Annotated in this window: 12 protein-coding genes and 1 tRNA gene; 3 read left to right on the top strand and 10 right to left on the bottom strand. The window is 66.5% G+C overall.

The features are described 5' to 3' along the window. The 3 genes from RSE12_03720 to RSE12_03710 form a co-directional block, all read right to left on the bottom strand. Nucleotides 1–1,503, bottom strand: a complete 1,503-nt coding sequence (locus RSE12_03720) for a pilus assembly protein TadG-related protein (protein WRH63453.1) — start codon at nucleotides 1,501–1,503, stop codon at nucleotides 1–3. 90 nt (nucleotides 1,504–1,593) lie between these two features. Further along, nucleotides 1,594–2,448 carry a Flp pilus assembly protein CpaB gene (cpaB, locus tag RSE12_03715; GenBank protein ID WRH63452.1) on the bottom strand — a complete coding sequence of 285 codons (855 nt, stop codon included), beginning with the start codon at nucleotides 2,446–2,448 and terminating at the stop codon, nucleotides 1,594–1,596. 79 nt (nucleotides 2,449–2,527) lie between these two features. Continuing rightward, nucleotides 2,528–2,725, bottom strand: coding sequence for a hypothetical protein (locus tag RSE12_03710; GenBank protein ID WRH63451.1), 198 nt, complete (start codon nucleotides 2,723–2,725; stop codon nucleotides 2,528–2,530). Between the two features lie 427 nt (nucleotides 2,726–3,152). Here RSE12_03710 and RSE12_03705 point away from each other — a divergent pair, with 427 nt between their 5' ends. After that, a complete protein-coding gene (locus RSE12_03705) occupies nucleotides 3,153–3,986 on the top strand; it encodes a helix-turn-helix transcriptional regulator (GenBank protein WRH63450.1) in 834 nt (277 codons plus the stop codon). A gap of 529 nt (nucleotides 3,987–4,515) precedes the next feature. Here the strand turns inward: RSE12_03705 and RSE12_03700 are convergent. The 3 genes from RSE12_03700 to selD all read right to left on the bottom strand — a co-directional run bounded on the left by RSE12_03700 (nucleotide 4,516) and on the right by selD (nucleotide 9,055). Further along, nucleotides 4,516–4,592: transfer RNA gene (locus RSE12_03700), tRNA-Met, on the bottom strand. A 60-nt stretch (nucleotides 4,593–4,652) separates the two neighbouring features. Beyond that, nucleotides 4,653–6,656, bottom strand: a complete 2,004-nt coding sequence (locus RSE12_03695; protein WRH63449.1) for a hydantoinase/oxoprolinase family protein — start codon at nucleotides 6,654–6,656, stop codon at nucleotides 4,653–4,655. Between the two features lie 215 nt (nucleotides 6,657–6,871). Continuing rightward, nucleotides 6,872–9,055, bottom strand: a complete 2,184-nt coding sequence (selD, locus tag RSE12_03690; protein ID WRH63448.1) for a selenide, water dikinase SelD — start codon at nucleotides 9,053–9,055, stop codon at nucleotides 6,872–6,874. A gap of 143 nt (nucleotides 9,056–9,198) precedes the next feature. Between selD and rpoN the strand changes: the two genes are divergently transcribed. Continuing rightward, the gene (gene rpoN / locus RSE12_03685) at nucleotides 9,199–10,449 is read left to right on the top strand and encodes an RNA polymerase factor sigma-54 (GenBank protein WRH63447.1); all 1,251 of its coding nucleotides are present in this window, start codon (nucleotides 9,199–9,201) and stop codon (nucleotides 10,447–10,449) included. 100 nt (nucleotides 10,450–10,549) lie between these two features. Here the strand turns inward: rpoN and mnmH are convergent, their stop codons facing one another. Both mnmH and argE read right to left on the bottom strand, forming a co-directional pair. After that, nucleotides 10,550–11,590, bottom strand: coding sequence for a tRNA 2-selenouridine(34) synthase MnmH (mnmH, locus tag RSE12_03680; GenBank protein WRH63446.1), 1,041 nt, complete (start codon nucleotides 11,588–11,590; stop codon nucleotides 10,550–10,552). Continuing rightward, complete coding sequence (gene argE / locus RSE12_03675; protein ID WRH63445.1) at nucleotides 11,590–12,744, bottom strand: acetylornithine deacetylase; 1,155 nt, start codon at nucleotides 12,742–12,744, stop codon at nucleotides 11,590–11,592. The genes mnmH and argE overlap by 1 nt, the downstream gene beginning before the upstream one ends. A gap of 122 nt (nucleotides 12,745–12,866) precedes the next feature. Between argE and RSE12_03670 the strand changes: the two genes are divergently transcribed. After that, nucleotides 12,867–13,508: a hypothetical protein gene (locus RSE12_03670; GenBank protein ID WRH63444.1), complete on the top strand. Its 642-nt coding sequence runs from the start codon at nucleotides 12,867–12,869 to the stop codon at nucleotides 13,506–13,508. A 244-nt stretch (nucleotides 13,509–13,752) separates the two neighbouring features. On the opposite strand, the gene iolG is transcribed toward RSE12_03670, so the two are convergent. Both iolG and RSE12_03660 read right to left on the bottom strand, forming a co-directional pair. After that, nucleotides 13,753–14,754: an inositol 2-dehydrogenase gene (gene iolG / locus RSE12_03665; GenBank protein ID WRH63443.1), complete on the bottom strand. Its 1,002-nt coding sequence runs from the start codon at nucleotides 14,752–14,754 to the stop codon at nucleotides 13,753–13,755. 47 nt (nucleotides 14,755–14,801) lie between these two features. Then, nucleotides 14,802–15,584 carry an SDR family oxidoreductase gene (locus RSE12_03660; protein ID WRH63442.1) on the bottom strand — a complete coding sequence of 261 codons (783 nt, stop codon included), beginning with the start codon at nucleotides 15,582–15,584 and terminating at the stop codon, nucleotides 14,802–14,804. Nucleotides 15,585–15,693 lie beyond the last annotated feature (109 nt).

Here is a 15,693-nt window from a genome sequence, read left to right as displayed (position 1 = left end):
TCACCGATACAACTGTACGATTTCGCGGTAGGTACCCGTCGTCGCGCCGGAGCCAAGACCCCCCGCGCTGCGAATGACCTCGACCATGATTTCGGCGTCCGAGCCGCCGCCCGGGGTGGCGACGGGTTCTGTCATGAAAAGCTGGACATACTCCAGCGGCACGACATTGCTGGTGCTTCCACGAATGTCGTTGGCCGCACAATCGATCGCCGCCGCAATCACTGTCCGTCGGTCCGGATCGTTTGTCGGGCCAAGCGCGTGGCATTGCGGTGCCCCGGTTTCCTGCCGGCCCGGAAGGGGCACGTTGTTCGGTGCCGTCCTGCTGCGCGCGGCCGCAATCTCGGCCAGATACATCGCATAGCGGGTGCTGGTCGCGTTGGTTCCCGCAGGATACACGCCGTTATGGTTCATCGCGACATAAGCGCCGCGGTTCCAACTGCCATCCCCGAACCGCCCGCAAGTCCCTGATACAATGCAGGTATCACGCGGCAAGGCCATCGCATCCGACACCTCGACGTTGTTCCCGCGGCAGGCCGGGCGGGGTGCGTTGCCATTGCCCGGCCGCCTCGGCAGCGTGCCTTGCACGGTGTTGGGTGCCGGACGATAGGCCGGATCGTTTCGCAGGGTCTGCATCGACCCGCTGAAATGGTCAAATCGGGTATTGAATGCCTCGGCCAAGCCCACACGCTGCCCGGTCAGGGTGTTGACGCCCTGATCGGTGCGGATACAGGCCGTGACGGCCCGTTCCGCCCCGACAAGGCAGCGATAGAGTTGCGCGCCGGTCGCAAGGGCGCATGGGCCTTCGGCATCGGTCGGCAGGCTGGACGGATCAAGAAAGCCGAAATTCCCGGGCCCCCAGGCCGCGCCTTGCCCACCCGACCGCAGGGTGATCTGATCGCCGCGATTGGCATCCGCCCGCCATCCGCTCGGAACACAGAACATCAACGGCGTCACGTCGCAGGCATAGGCAGCCGGACCCGCCGTCGCCGAGGCCGCCACTTCGAAATTTGATGTCACGGCCGCACCGCGCAACGTCGAGGCCACCGCCGCAAAGGGAGTGGGCACCGTCGCGGTTGCCACGGTCACCTGAACATAGCGCGCCAGCCGCGCATCGGCGGTCGTGGCCGCGGCGGCCGCCGTATCGCTGCTGGGCAATGTGGTCAGAAAGGCCAGTCGGAAGTCCGCTGCCCCCCCAAGCGCACGGTCGCCCGCAGCATAGGTCTGCCAATCCCGGATCAAGCGATCCGCCGCAACCGTGGCGCGGGTGATGGAGTCCGTCCGCCCGTCCAACTCGCCCGCAGCGGCAAGCGCTACCTGATCAGCATAGGATTGCATCTCGCTCTGGGTACTGGCCACGCGGCCGAAATCCACCGCGAGCGCCAGAAACCCGAAGGCCACCGCCAGAAACATCCCCCACATCACCAGAACAGCCCCGCCCTGATCCGCCGCAAAGCGGCGCAGGCAGCCCGGCATTCGGAACAAGGGGAAAGGCAGGCATGACATGGCGGGTTCACCTCATGAGGCTCGGGGGTTGAACTCGGGGGCTGGATTCGGAGGGGCTGAACGGGGGCCGCACTCGGACGCAAGGCAAAGTCAGTTTCTCAGGGTCACTTCTTCCTGCGCATCCGTTCCGCGCCGGATCACAACCGTCTTGCGCGGCGGCGGAGCGGGGGCCACGGCCACGACCGGGGCCGCCTCGACGACCACAGGTTCCGGCGGTGGTGGGGCCGGCTCCGGCACCAGATCGCTCAGCCGCAGCCGGTCAATCGGCGGGCCTTCGGCGGTATCAGGCGTCCGCAAAGCCAGGCTCAACGAACCCGCCCTCTGGGCCAGCGCCAGAACCTGCCCTTCCTCCGGCGTGACCTCCACCGTCACGGTAGCGGCAATCTCCGGGGCTTCATTCAATTCGTCCGAGCTTTGGTCAACGGCCAGAACCTTGACCTTGCGCATGATCGTGTCTGTCACCAGCGTGGCATCGTCCCCCCGCGTCAGCAGAATGTCGACGAAATCGCCCGGCGTCACCAAACCGCCCACCGCAGTGACCGCATCGACCTTGATCGACATCGCCCGCGCTCCGGGCGTGATCGACTGCACAATGGTCACCTTCTCACCAAAGTCCGAAACCTTTGACGCCAGCACGACCTCGCCCGCCACCATCGACCGAAGGGCCCGGCGCGGCTTGCCGTCCGGGGGCGGCAACAGATCCTCCAGCTCGGTAAAGGCATCCACCGGCAGCGCTGACCGCGGCCAGACCTGCGTGGTAAAATGCTGCGCCTGCAACACATCGCCCCGCCCGATTTCTTTCGATGTCGTGACGATCGTCACCAGGTCAGGCTTCTCCGAACTGGCCGTCGCCGCTGGCGTAACCAGCAGATCCCGCGCCAATTGCGCCGATCCGGCAGCAACGCCAAGGCCTACAAGGGCAAACAGGATCGAGGTTACACGCATGGTTGCCTCCAGAGGGAGCTGGGATCTTTGTGAGCACCCGACCAAGTTTTTCAGGCCGTGTGCTCACAGTTTTTTGAGCTTAGGGGCCAGCCGGAGGAACTGCGGCGCGTACTGCATCTGTCGCGCGTCCAGCGTCGGTGAACTGAGCACCCGTATCCTGTGCCACGTTGATCAGTGCGACCGTCCCCACGAGGATCACCACCAGCAGCGCCACGCCGTATTCCACGAGCGCCGCGCCGTCCTCGTCCTTCCAGAAAGTCTTGAGCATCTTCTTCATGATCTGTTTCCATTCCCAGGTTGCGATGGAACGGCGTTCTGCACGCCGCTACCCCGGCAGGTTCTTCGCCGGAATGAGGGCATGATAGGGGATGGATCAGACCGCTTGGATCGTCTGAACCTGTGAAGAATGACGATGCAGGGTTGTGTCAGCGCGCCCGAATTTACGCCCTAAGATTGCAAAACAACGGATTGCGCAGATGCAAAGACCATCATTCGGATGCAGTGATTCGCACTTTTGAATATTGGCCAACAACCGTTGGTGGCAGAACTATGGCGAAATCATGGAAAATACACGCTCCGCGCCAGCATTGATCCCGGCGGATCAGCCAAAGGTCTTGTAACCGCGAATTTTCTTTGGCCGCCCTCCGACACCGCCTAAGTTTGTTAACAATAATAAATACAGCCACAGACGATCGGGTGCTGCCATGCCACGACCGCTCTCAGCCACACCAGTTTCCACCTCGGTCACGCTGACCGAAGCCGCGATTCTCTGGACCGAATGCCTGCACGGCACCGGCGATCTGCGCGCCGCGATGAGCAGCCTGTCCCGTTGCGTGCGGGCGGATTGCGCTGTTCTGATCCGCGCCCACATCCCATCCGGCAAACATCGCATCCTGTCGTCCTACGATTGCAAGGCTGCGACCGGCGCTTTCCCAATGACGCGGCCGCTGGGCCTTGACCTCATCACGATACCACCGCACCGCGCCCGCGGCGGCAGCCTCTGGTCCTTGCGCGACCCGAGCCATGCCGAGGACGACCGTCTCGATCCGCAACAGCATCATTGGCTTACACAACGCGCGATTGCCGACGTGATCCTCGTCGTTCTGGGTCATGCCACCGGCGTCATTGATATGCTGGAATTTCACCTGCCGCGCCGCCTTGACCGGCATCATTACGATCAATTGGACACTCTGGCCCAAGCCATCGCCTTTGCTTGGAATCGCCGCCCGGAGGGGCGCATCGCGCGCCTGATGTCGAACACGCCCAGCGTCACACGGCGAATGGCCCCCGATCCGTCTTCCGCCCCCGAAGCGCTGTCCAGCGCAAATCCCTGGCAACTGACCGCGACCGAACTGCGCATCTGCACCCTGATCCGAGACGGCCTCGCCGCAACCGACATCGTCTCTGCCTTTGGCGTGGCCGAGTCCACGGTCAGGTCGCATTTGCGAAACATCTACGCCAAGGCAGAGGTTACCGGACAAGTGGGCCTGATCCACAAGCTCTTGGACGATCAGGCGGCACAACGGGCCGTGCGCTGATTGAATACGTGGTTACCGCACTAGGGCTACCAAACTGCTGCCGAAAATCCTGCGCATACCACTTAGTCATGGATGATGCTGTTACAGGCAATAACCCGCCTACACGCCCCTGCATCCCCGGCCGGAAGTCCCGCAGCAAGACTGTCCGCTATGACAAGCTGCGCTTTCGGCATAAACCCAAACGACGCGGGCTCGAAGGACCTGAAAAAGATAGCCTCCGGCCTGAAACACATTGTCGACGGCACGACATTCAAAGGCATAAGAAGAACAGAGCGCATAGCCGCACCAAAGTGCACCCTATCGAACACGCAGGTCGGCCACGTCACCTACGTTTCGTAATCCACTCCGCTGATCCTTTGGCAATACATGCGTAGGAGCGTCTGCAAGGAGACAGCCAAAAGCCATAAGGCTCGATTCCGTGTGACCATCATCACTGGTCAGACTGGCAGGCCAGAATGCCGCGCCCAGCTCTGCCCGATAGAAACCTGTCACGTTCAATATGAACGATAATCTTGATAGAACGGGAAAGTGGTGGCGAGGGGGGGACTCGAACCCCCGACCCTGCGATTATGAGTCGCATGCTCTAACCAACTGAGCTACCTAGCCATTGGCGCGCTGCCTACAGTGCAGCAAAGGTGGCGTCAAGTCACGATCCGTGCCCGTTTCTCAGCCATGCGCCACGCGCGGGCGGCCGGATGCGGTGGCGGTCACCTGCGCCTCGATGAACATCGCGCGGCCCTCCACCTCGGCCTCGCGAATGTCGCGGCTGACTGTCACGTGCAGTTCCTCGGCCCCCGCCGCGCGGGCGCGGGTGCTGGCCTCTGCAACCAACGCAGCCTCAAGCGCGGCCATCGCCGTTTCCCGCTCGGAAAACTGCTGCACCCCATCGGCCAGATGCACCACGAACCGGCCTTCGCTGGGCGAGGTGACTGTCCCCGTCACCCGCTGGCTCACCTGCCCCACCACCGCGCCGATGGCGTTGGCCACACCCGCATGTTGCGGCAACACCATCCGGCAGCCAAGCCGTTCCCCAACCGCGCCATAGTAAGACCCGGCCGAAGCGCCCAGCCCGATCACCGGCACGCCAAGCCGCGCGGTGATCTCGACGATCCCGCGATGCTGCGACAACCCCACCGATGTCAGCCGATGCCGCGCCAGCGTTTCCGGCACCTCGCCAGCAAAGGCACTGTCCTCGGCAAAGGCGGCCTCCAGCAGGCAATCCACCGTCTGCTGTGTCAGCTGATCCACGATCGCCTGCGCCAGCGTCGCTGCATCAGGCGCGAACCGCTCGCCCCGCCCGTTGCGCCGCCGTGCCAGCAGCCGCACTGCCTTTTCCGCCGCCGCACTGTCCCATGCCTCCAGCCGCCCCAGCACATGGCTGGCATCCGACGGCGTCACCCCGGAAATCATCACCAGCCCGCGCGCCACCAGCCGCTCCAGCGCCGCCACCTCCAGCCGCGATGTCAGCGCGTTGCCCACGGCCATCGGCCCCGTCACCCGCCCCAGCACCGCCAGATCGCGCGGCCCCAGCCCGCCCGTATTTCCCCCCATCGGGATCACGAACCGCCCGTCATATTCGCCCACCGCATCCGCCGACAGCCAGCGATCCAGCGCCGCATGCACCATCGGCCCATGCTCCACCGCCAAAAGCGACACCGGCACCAACCGCCGCGGCCCCAGCCGCAGCCCGCCGTTCAGCCCTTCGGTGATCAGATGCACCTCGCTGTCACCGCCCAGCCCCGTGGTCCGCATCGCCACCGCCTCGACCATGGTGCGGAACCCGCCCACCCGCGCGCCTTGCGGGTCAATCTCCGGCAGCCCACCGCGCAGCAGGGCCACATCCGTCGTCGTGCCCCCGATGTCGGATACCAGCGCATCGGATTCCCCGGTCAACCACCGCGCGCCAACGATGCTAGCGGCCGGGCCGGACAGGATGGTTTCAATCGGCCGCTCCCGCACCATCGCCGCAGAAATCAGCGCCCCGTCGCCGCGCACCACCATCAGCGGCGCCACAATCCCCACCGCATCCAGATGCCGTTCGCAGGCCGCCACCAGCCGGTCGATCATCCCGATCAGCCGCGCATTCAGCACCGCCGTCAGCGCCCGCTTCGGCCCGTTCAGATTGGCCGACAGCTCATGCGAACAGGTCACCGGCCGCCCCGTCACCCGCCGGATCACCGCCCGCGCCGCCACTTCATGCGCCGGGTTGCGGGTGGCAAAACTGGCGGCCACCGCAAAGCCCACCACCTGATCGGCAAGCGCAGCCACCTCGGCCTCCAGCCGCGCCAGATCCAGCGGCGCGATCTCTGTCCCCGCATGGCTGTGCCCGCCCGCCAGATGGATCACCGGATCGCCCTTCAGCGCTTCGACAAGACCCCCGCGTTCCAGGTCGGCCGCATCAAACCCGATAAAGACCAGCGCCACGCGCCCGCCCTGCCCCTCGACCAGCGCATTGGTGGCCAGCGTGGTAGACAGCGACACCAGCGACACCTGCCCCGGCGCAACCCCCGCCCCGGCCAGTGCCGCATCGACCGCCCGCCCGATCCCCAGCGCCAGGTCCCCCCGCGTGGTCAGCGATTTGGCCGATCCGATCACCCGCGTCGCAGCCTCATCCACGATCACCGCATCGGTGTAGGTGCCGCCTGTATCCACGCCCAGAAAATACGCCATCGCCGACCTGCAAGACTGTTCCGCTCCGGCACCTAATCCGAAGTCTGTCCAAGATCACCCCCGAAGGCGACCCAACAGGTCGCCAAAACGGTTTCTGGCACAGAAACCGCCCCGGAATTTGACGCAAATTCCGGCCCCTTCACGCTGTGCCGCGCGGAAAAGGCGATTTTTGCGTTCAAAAATCGTCGCGAAATCTGCGTCAGATTTCGCCCCCCTTACACCACGTGCAGATAAGGCACCCCTGCCTGAACCACCCCGATCCGCACCGCAGGCACCCCCGCGTCCACCAGCGCCGCCAGCACCGCCCCGGCCCGATCCTCCGGCACCGCGGCCAACAGCGGCCCCGCCGTCTGCGGATCGAACAGCAACGCCCCGCGCGGCCCCCCCGGCACGCTCATCCGCCCCATCACGGCAGCCCGGTTCGCAGGCGCAAGCGTGCTTGCCACACCCTGCGCCGCCAATGCCTCGGCACCCTGCATCAACGGCAGCTGTGCCAGCGAAATCTGCGCCGCCACACCCGATGCCTCCAGCATCTCCAGCAGATGCCCGGCAAGCCCGAACCCCGTCACATCCGTCATCGCATGGGCCACGGGGGCGAGGGCCGCCGCCGCCCGCTCCTGCGGCACGGCCATGGCCGCCCAACAGGCCGCCACCGCCTCGCCCAGAATTGCACCGGGGATACGCGCCAGCGCCATATCCGCCGCCATGATCGTGCCCGACCCCAGCGCCTTGGTCAGGATCAGCACATCCCCCGGCCGCGCCCCCGCCTTGGTCACAGGCCGCGCCGCCAACCCCGTGATGGTGAACCCGATCGTCAGTTCCGCCCCCACGGTCGTATGCCCGCCCACCACATCCGCCCCGGCCGCGCCGAATACCTCACCCGCCGCCGCCATGATCTCGGCCAGCATGTCGGCCTGCAACACCTCGGAAAGGCGCGGCAGCGTCACCTGCGCCAGCGCCGCCTGCGGCGCAGCCCCCATCGCCCAGATGTCGCCCAGCGCATGAATCGCCGCGATCCGCGCCATCAGGCGCGCATCCGCACAGGTCGCGCGCAGATGATCGGTGGTGATCACCTGCACCCCCTCGCCATGCCGCAGCACCGCCGCATCATCCCCCGGCCCTGACAGCACATCCCCCCGCACGGGCACCGGCAGTCCCCGCAGCGCGGCGCTCAACGCCCCCGGCCCGACCTTTGCCCCGCAGCCACCGCAAAGCGGCTTTTCCCCCATCGCCTCGGCCAGCCCCAATGCGCCGGGCGCAGGCACCACCCGCGACATGACGGGATAGGCGTCGAACTTCGCCATGAACTTGCGGTCGATCCGGTCCTTCAATCGCCACAGCCACGCCCCGCCCGACCGCAGGCCGAACTTGTCCGCCACCGCCTCGCGGGGCCCCAGCGAGACCAGCTTCAGATAATCCCGCTGCGGGTGGAACGGCTGCAAGGGCAATCCCGCCGCCGCTGCCCGCAGATTGTGCAGCAGCACCGGTGCTGCCCGCACCGCATAGACCCCGGCCTTGGGCCGCGGCGCATGGCTCAAAAAGGCGCAATCGCCGGCCGCAAAGATCGCCGGGTCCGACGTTTGCAGATGCCGGTCCACGGTGACAAAGCCCTCGTGCATCATCAGCCCCGTCTCGGCCAGCCAACCCTGTGGCCGCGCCCCCGCCACCGACAGGGTGAAATCCGATGCCAGCCTCGCTCCATCCGACAGCATCACATGATCGGCCCCCACGGCCACGGGCCGAACCCCCGTCCTGATCACCACACCCGCCGCGTCCAGCCGCGCCAGCAATGTGGCCCGCGCCCGCGCACCGATGTTTGGCAAGACTGCCGCGCTTTGTTCCAGCAGCGTCACCTGCGGCACCCTCCCCGCCGCGCGCAACCGATGGGCCGAGGCCAGCGCCAGTTCCACCCCGCCAACCCCGGCCCCGATCAGCACCAGCCGCGGCTCCGCCGGGGCCTTGGCTACAAAGGCCCCCCACCGCCGGGCGTAATCCCCCAAGGGCTTGGCCGCCACCGCATGTTCGGCAAATCCCGGCACATCCGGCAGGTCCGACCCGATCCCGATATCCAGCGACAGCAGGTCATAGCGCAGCGCCCCGCGCCCGGCCAACAGCACCTTCTTTGCCGCCCGGTCGATCCCCACCGCCCGGTCCAGGATCACCCGCGCCCCGGCAAAGCGCGCCAGCCGGACCAGATCAATCATGATCTCATCCGCCCGGTAATGCGCCGCGATCAGCCCCGGCAACATGCCGGTATAGGGGGCCGCCGGGTTCGGATTGATCACCGTCAACCGCACCCCCGGCAGCGGGTCCATCGCCCACATCCGCAGCACCAGAGCATGGGCATGGCCCCCGCCCACCAGTACGATATCCTGAACAAGGGGGATCGGATCCTGCATCTTCGCCTGTCTGTCGCCATCCACCCGGCACCCTACCCCCCGCCCCCGCGAAAGGTAAGGGGGGCCACCAGCGCCCGATTGTCCCGCCCCGCCACAGGCTGCAGCACTGTTGCGCCACGCGCCCCGCAGCCCTAGAAAACCCCATGGCCACCAATCAGCGGATCGAAGTCACCACCACCCAGCGCCTGCACCTCTCGATGGCGCTGCAATCCTCGCTGCGCCTGCTCAAGGCCGATGCCGCAGGCCTGACCCGCTATCTCGAAGAACAGGCCGCCGAAAACCCCGCATTGCAGCTTGGCCCGCCGCCCGCCGGCGACTGGCTTCCCCGCTGGGACAGCATGTTTCGCAGCGATGATCCCCCGCCCAGCCTGGCCGAATCCGCCCCGCCCAGCTTGATGGCCCATGTCACCGACTGGATCGCCCGCCAATCCCTGTCCAGGCTTGACGCCCGCATCGCACTTGCCCTTGCTGATGCGCTTGAACCCTCCGGCTGGCTGGGCCAACCCCTGCGCCAGATCGCAGCCGATGCTGGCGTGAACGTGGCACAGGTCGATGTCGTCCTCACCCGTCTGCACAGCATCGAACCCGCAGGCCTTTTCGCCCGCTCCCTGTCCGAATGCCTGCGGCTGCAAGCCCGCGCCGAAGGCCCCGCCGATCCCGTCCTGCTGGGCGTCATCGACAACCTCGATCTGGTGGCCACGAATGACACCGCCCGTCTTGCCCGCAAGCTCGGCGCAACCGAAGCCGAAATCGCCCAGGCCATCCGCGCCATCCGCGCGATGAACCCCAAACCCGGTGCCGCCTTCGACAGCCTCGCCGCCCCGATCCGCGAACCCGATCTTATCGCCCGCAGGGGCGATCTGGGCTGGACCGTCGCTCTCAACCGTTCCGCCCTGCCCAGCGTCACCGTCACGCCCGGCCGTGGCAAAGGTCAGGGCCCCGCCCGCGCCCTGCTCCGTCTGGTCGAGGCGCGCAACGCCACCCTCTTGCGCGTGGGCCAGGAAATCCTGCGCCGACAAGAGGCCGCGCTTGATCACGGCCCCGCCCGCCTCTTGCCCATGACCATGGCCGATGTCGCCGACGCCCTCGAACTGCACGAAAGCACCATCAGCCGCGTGGTCTCCGGCACCAGCGTCGACACCCCGCGCGGCACCTTCTGGCTGCGCGCGCTGTTCTCCGCCCGCCGGGGCAGCGACGCCGCCCCCGATCTCTCCGCCGCCGCCCTGCGCGCCCAACTCGCCACGCTCATCGCGCGCGAGGACCGCCGCAATCCCCTCTCCGACGATGCCCTCGCCCGCGCCCTGTCGGACGAAGGCGCGGTGATCGCCCGACGCACCGTCGCCAAATACCGCGCCGTACAGGGCATCCCCCCCGCCCATCGCCGCAAGGCCTGACCCCGCCGCTTCATCTTGGCCCAAATACCCAAAAAACCCTGAGCCAAGCGCGAACGCGCGCTGGCGAGGCAAAAGCCGTGCGGGCGCATGCCCGCTCAATTCAATAGGCCGCGATCAACCCCGCAATCCGGTCGGTCAGCGATTCCAGATCGTCCAACGCCTCCACCGCCACCTCCGTCACCGGCACCTCCATTCGCGCGCGGTGCTTGCCATAGCGCGGGTCATAGTGCCGCGCCATCAACCCCTCGGCCAGATCGACAAACGCCCCCGCCGCCGCCATCGCCCGCCACTCGGCAATCACTTCGCGCGGATGGGCGGGCGCCAGCGACGCCACCACCGCATCCAGCCGCGCCACATCCGCCACCAGATCGGCATAGGCGCGCACCAGATATTTCGCCCGCGCCGCGCGCGGGGCCTCGATCGAAATCCGCGGCGCCGTCACCATCGCCCGCCACAGCTTGGGCGGCAGGCGGCACTCACCCACCTTCGCGCTCTCGGCCTCCACCACGACCGGGCGGCTTGGGTCCAGCCGCGCCAGCGCCAGCGCCAGCCGCCCCTCAAATGCCTTCTGGCTCGGCTGTTCTCCCATATGGCCGAACAGCGATCCGCGATGATTGGCCAACCCCTCCAGATCCACCACCTGCACGCCCCGCGCCGCCAGCAGGGCCAGCACCTCGGTCTTGGCCGTTCCGGTATTGCCGTCCAGCACCATCAACCGATGCGCGAACGGCTGGTCATACAGCGCCTCCACCACCAGCCGCCGCCAGCTTTTGTATCCGCCCTGCACCACCTCCACGCGCCAGCCGATCTGGCTCAGGATCGACGCAAAACTCCCCGACCGCTGCCCACCGCGCCAGCAATAGACCAAGGGCTGCCACCCCCCCGGCTTGTCGGCCAGCGGTCCTTCCAGATGCGCGGCGGCATTCTTGGCCACCAGCGCCGCGCCCACCTTGCGCGCGGTAAAGGGGCTCACCTGCTTGTAGATCGTCCCCACCCGCGCCCGCTCGGCATCATCCAGCACCGGCAGCGATATCGCGCCGGGGATATGGTCCTCGGCCCATTCCGCAGGCGCGCGCACATCGATGATGTCATCGAACCCCAGCGCCAGCACATCGGCCAGACTGTCCAGCTTCACCACCATCAGAACCCCGCCTCGCAGGCCGTGACCAGCGCCGCCAGCATTGCCTCGCAGCGCGCCATCTGCTCCACGCTCACATATTCATCCGGCTTGTGCCCCTGCGCCATCGACCCCGGTCCGCAAATCACCGTGGGCACCCCCAGCCGCGCGTCGAACAATCCGCCTTCCGTGCCAAAGGCCACCTTGATCGTCCCATTCGCCCCGGTCAGGCCCTTCACGAAATTCACCACCTCCGCATCCGACGGCGTCCCCAACCCGGGATAATCCCACAGCCGCTCGATCCGGATATCTGCCTCGGGGAACTCCGCCCGCAAGGGTGCCACCACCGCCGCGCATCCCGCACGAACCTCCTCGATCAGCCCCGCCACATCCTCCCCAGCCAGGGACCGGATCTCCCAATCCGCCACTGCCGTCTGCGGCACAATATTCACCTGCACCCCGCCCGCCATCTTGCCCACATGCAGCGTGGTGTAGGGCACGTCATAATCCCCGTCCCGCATCCCCTCAGACACCACCCGCGCCTGCACACCGCGCAGCACACCCACGAAATCCGCCGCCAGATGCAGCGCGTTCAACGCCAGCGGCGCCAGCGCCGAATGCCCCTCGCGCCCCACGCAGGTCGCCCGCAAGGCGACCTTGCCCTTATGCCCCGTCGCCACGGCCATCCCTGTGGGCTCCCCCACGATGCACATGCGCGGCCGCACCGGCGCGCCTTCCAGCATCTCGATCATCGACCGCACGCCCATGCAGCCGATCTCCTCGTCATAGGACAGCGCCAGATGCAGCGGCACGCGCAAATCCCGCCGCGCCGCGCCCAGCATGGCCGCCACCGCACAGGCGACAAAACCCTTCATATCCGCCGTCCCGCGCCCGAATAGCCGCCCCTCGCCCTCGGTCAGTTCAAATGGCGGCCGCGTCCAGGCCTGCCCTTCAACGGGGACCACATCCGTATGCCCTGACAGCATCACCCCGCCCACATCCGCAGGCCCCACCGTGGCATAGAGATTGGCCTTCCCGCCGCCCGCATCCGGGATCAGCACCGCCTCTATCCCCGCCCCGGCCAGCACGCCTGCCACCCAATCCATCAGCGCCCGGTTGGGCCGGTCGCTCACCGTGTCAAAGGCGATCAGCCGTTCCAGTATCGCACGCGCATCCATCGGGCAGTCCTCCATTGGCGCCGTCACCTAATCGCATAAGCGCGCCAAGCGGAAGGCCCGCCCCTTCCCCCCACCCCTGCCCCGGTGCAAAACAGGGTCAGACCCTGACGAAAGCGATTCCCATGCGCCTGCTCACCGCCGCCCTTCTGGCCATCCTCGCCGCCCCCGCAACGGCGCAGGAAACCGCACCGCAGCCGCCCCGCGATGCCGGGGCCGTGGCGCAACTCATGGCCGCGCAGGCGCTGCTTGATCTGGGCCTCGCGCGCAAGGATCCGCTCGCCATCCTCGCTGCCGCCCGCCTTGCCGCCGGCATCACCGCCACCGACAGCGACCGCCTTCCCGATCCCTCCGGCGACGTCGTTCCTGCCTCCTATCCGGGTGCCGAATTCATGTTCACCGCCGCCCGCGCCTTGGCAAAGGAAGACGACCTCGCCACCGACCTCATCGCCCGAACAGAGGCCGAGGTCACGCGCACCCCCACCCTTACCGTCATCCGCTCCTCCCGCGGCATCGCGGGCGGCGCGGTGCAGGTCTACACCCTGCCCTTCTTCGCCGCCGCACTGGCCGAGGTGGGGCTGCTGGGCGATGGCAAATCCAATCTGGACCTCTCCGTCGCTCTGCCCGACGGCACCCCCGTCTGCCTCGACACCGCCCCCTCCGACCGCGCCCTGTGCAGCTTCACCCCGCCAGAAAATGCCACCCTCTCCATCACCGTGACCAACCGCAGCGAAGCCGCCGCAAGCTACAGCCTGCTCACCAACTAACCCATTGATATTATATAATTGCTGCGCAGCGAAGACCGCAGCATTTTCGCGCAATGCTGCGCAGCGAAAACGAACTTACCCTGCCAATTTCACCTTGGCCCAAATACCCATTTCCACCTGATCGCAAGCGCACCGAAACGCATGCCAGGCGCCCCTTCCTCGCCGCGTTCTTGGTAAACGAAGGCGCCAAAATGAAAATGCCGCGCAGTTTCCTGCGCGGCATCCTGCATCCGTCAGACAGATGTCAGAGAACCTCTGCCATCTTCACCACGCGCCCTTCGGCCACCGACTTTACCGCCGCATCGGCCAGCGCCAGCGCGATCAGCCCGTCCTCGCCCGTCGGTTCCGCCTTGCCCGTCCCGGCCATCGCCGCGATGAAGGTGGCGATCTCGGCCGCATAAGCCTCGGTGTAGCGGGTCATAAAGAAATCATGCAGCGGCGGGCGGGTGTAACCCAAACCGGTCGCCACCTCGATGGACACCGGGCGCTGGTTCTCCGCTGAAACCGCCCCCTTCGACCCATGCACTTCGATCCGCTGGTCATAGCCATAGGTCGCGCGGCGCGAGTTTGAAATCATCGCCTGCTTGCCCGACGCCGTCTTCAGCAGAACCTGAACAGAGTCGAAATCCCCCGCCTTGCCAATCGCCGGGTCCACCAGAACCGCCGCCGTCGCCACCACCTCGGTGATCTCCTCACCCAGCAGGAAGCGCGCCATGTCGAAATCATGGATGGTCATGTCGCGGAAAATTCCGCCCGACCGTTTGATGTAATCCACCGGCGGCGCGCCCGGGTCGCGGCTGGTGATGACCACCATTTCCACATCCCCGATGGTGCCCTTGTCGATCTCGGCCCGCACGGCGCGGAAATGCGGGTCAAAGCGGCGGTTGAAGCCCACCATCAGCGTGCCCTTATGCGCGCGGACCACCTCAAGGCAGGCTTTCACCCGCGCCAGCGACAGATCGATGGGCTTTTCGCAGAACACGGCCTTGCCCGCTTTCACGAACCGCTCGATCAGATCGGCATGCGTATCGGTCGGCGTGCAGATCACCACCGCGTCGATATCCTTGGCCGCTTCAATCGCCTCGATCGTGCGCACGTCACAGCCATACTGATCGGCAATCGCATGTGCCGCCGCCGGCATGGCATCGGCCACCGCCACCAGCTTTGCCTGCGCGTCGCCCGTCACGGCCTTTGCATGAACCTTGCCGATGCGCCCCGCACCCAGCAGCCCGAACCTGATCGCCATCTTCCTACTCCTTCGCCCGTTCAGGGCCTTTCCATGCCAAAAGGGGATCACTCCCCATAGGCCCCATTCACATTCTGGTCAAAGTCCACCATCGCCCCGGTCATCACGCCGGACTCGTCCGACAGAAGATAGGACACCAGCCCCGCCACATGCCCGGGCTTGACCAGCATCCCAAACGGCTGCGCCGCTTCGGCCCGTGCCAGCCAGCCATCATCCGATCCATGAAACCCGCGCTGAATGGCATCTTCGCCCGGCGTATCCATCCAGCCCACATTCACCCCGTTCACCCGGATGCGATGGGTCCGCAGCGCATTGGCACTGTTCTTGGTGATATTGGCCAGCGCCGCCTTGCTGGCCGCATAGCCCGCCAGAAACGATTGCCCGCAATGGCTGCTCATCGTCACGATGTTCACCGCCGCTGCCGGATGGCCCGCAACCACCGCCGCCTGCGCAAAGCGCTGCAACGCAAAGAACGGCCCCTTGGCATTGGTGTCCATCAATTCGTCCCACCCCTCCGGCGTGGTATCCAGAATGGACCCCCGCGCCGTGGATGCCGCCGAATTCACCAGCGCATTCACCGGCCCGAACCGCTTCAGCGCCCGCTCCACCAGTTCCACCGCCTCGCCCGCATCCTTCATGTCGGCAGGCAAGAAGCGCACATCCGCGCCCTTTGCGCGCAACCCTTCGGCCGCGGCCTCGCCCTTGGTCACGTTGCGGCCCGAAATCACCAGCTTGCGGCAGCCGTCTGCCACCAGCCGCTCGGCAATGGCCAGACCCAACCCCTGCGCCCCGCCGGTGACAACGGCCACGGTTCCCGAATGATCCGGCATGATCCCCCCCATGGAACAGCATGTCCCTCAAAACGGAACTTCTATTCCAATTCATCCCCGGTTCAACCGGAATGTTCCACATGAACGCGTCCGACTGACGAAGATCGTC

It is taken from the genome of Fuscovulum sp., from assembly GCA_035192965.1.
GTDB lineage: Bacteria > Pseudomonadota > Alphaproteobacteria > Rhodobacterales > Rhodobacteraceae > Paragemmobacter.
This window is presented reverse-complemented; position numbering and strand designations above follow the sequence as displayed.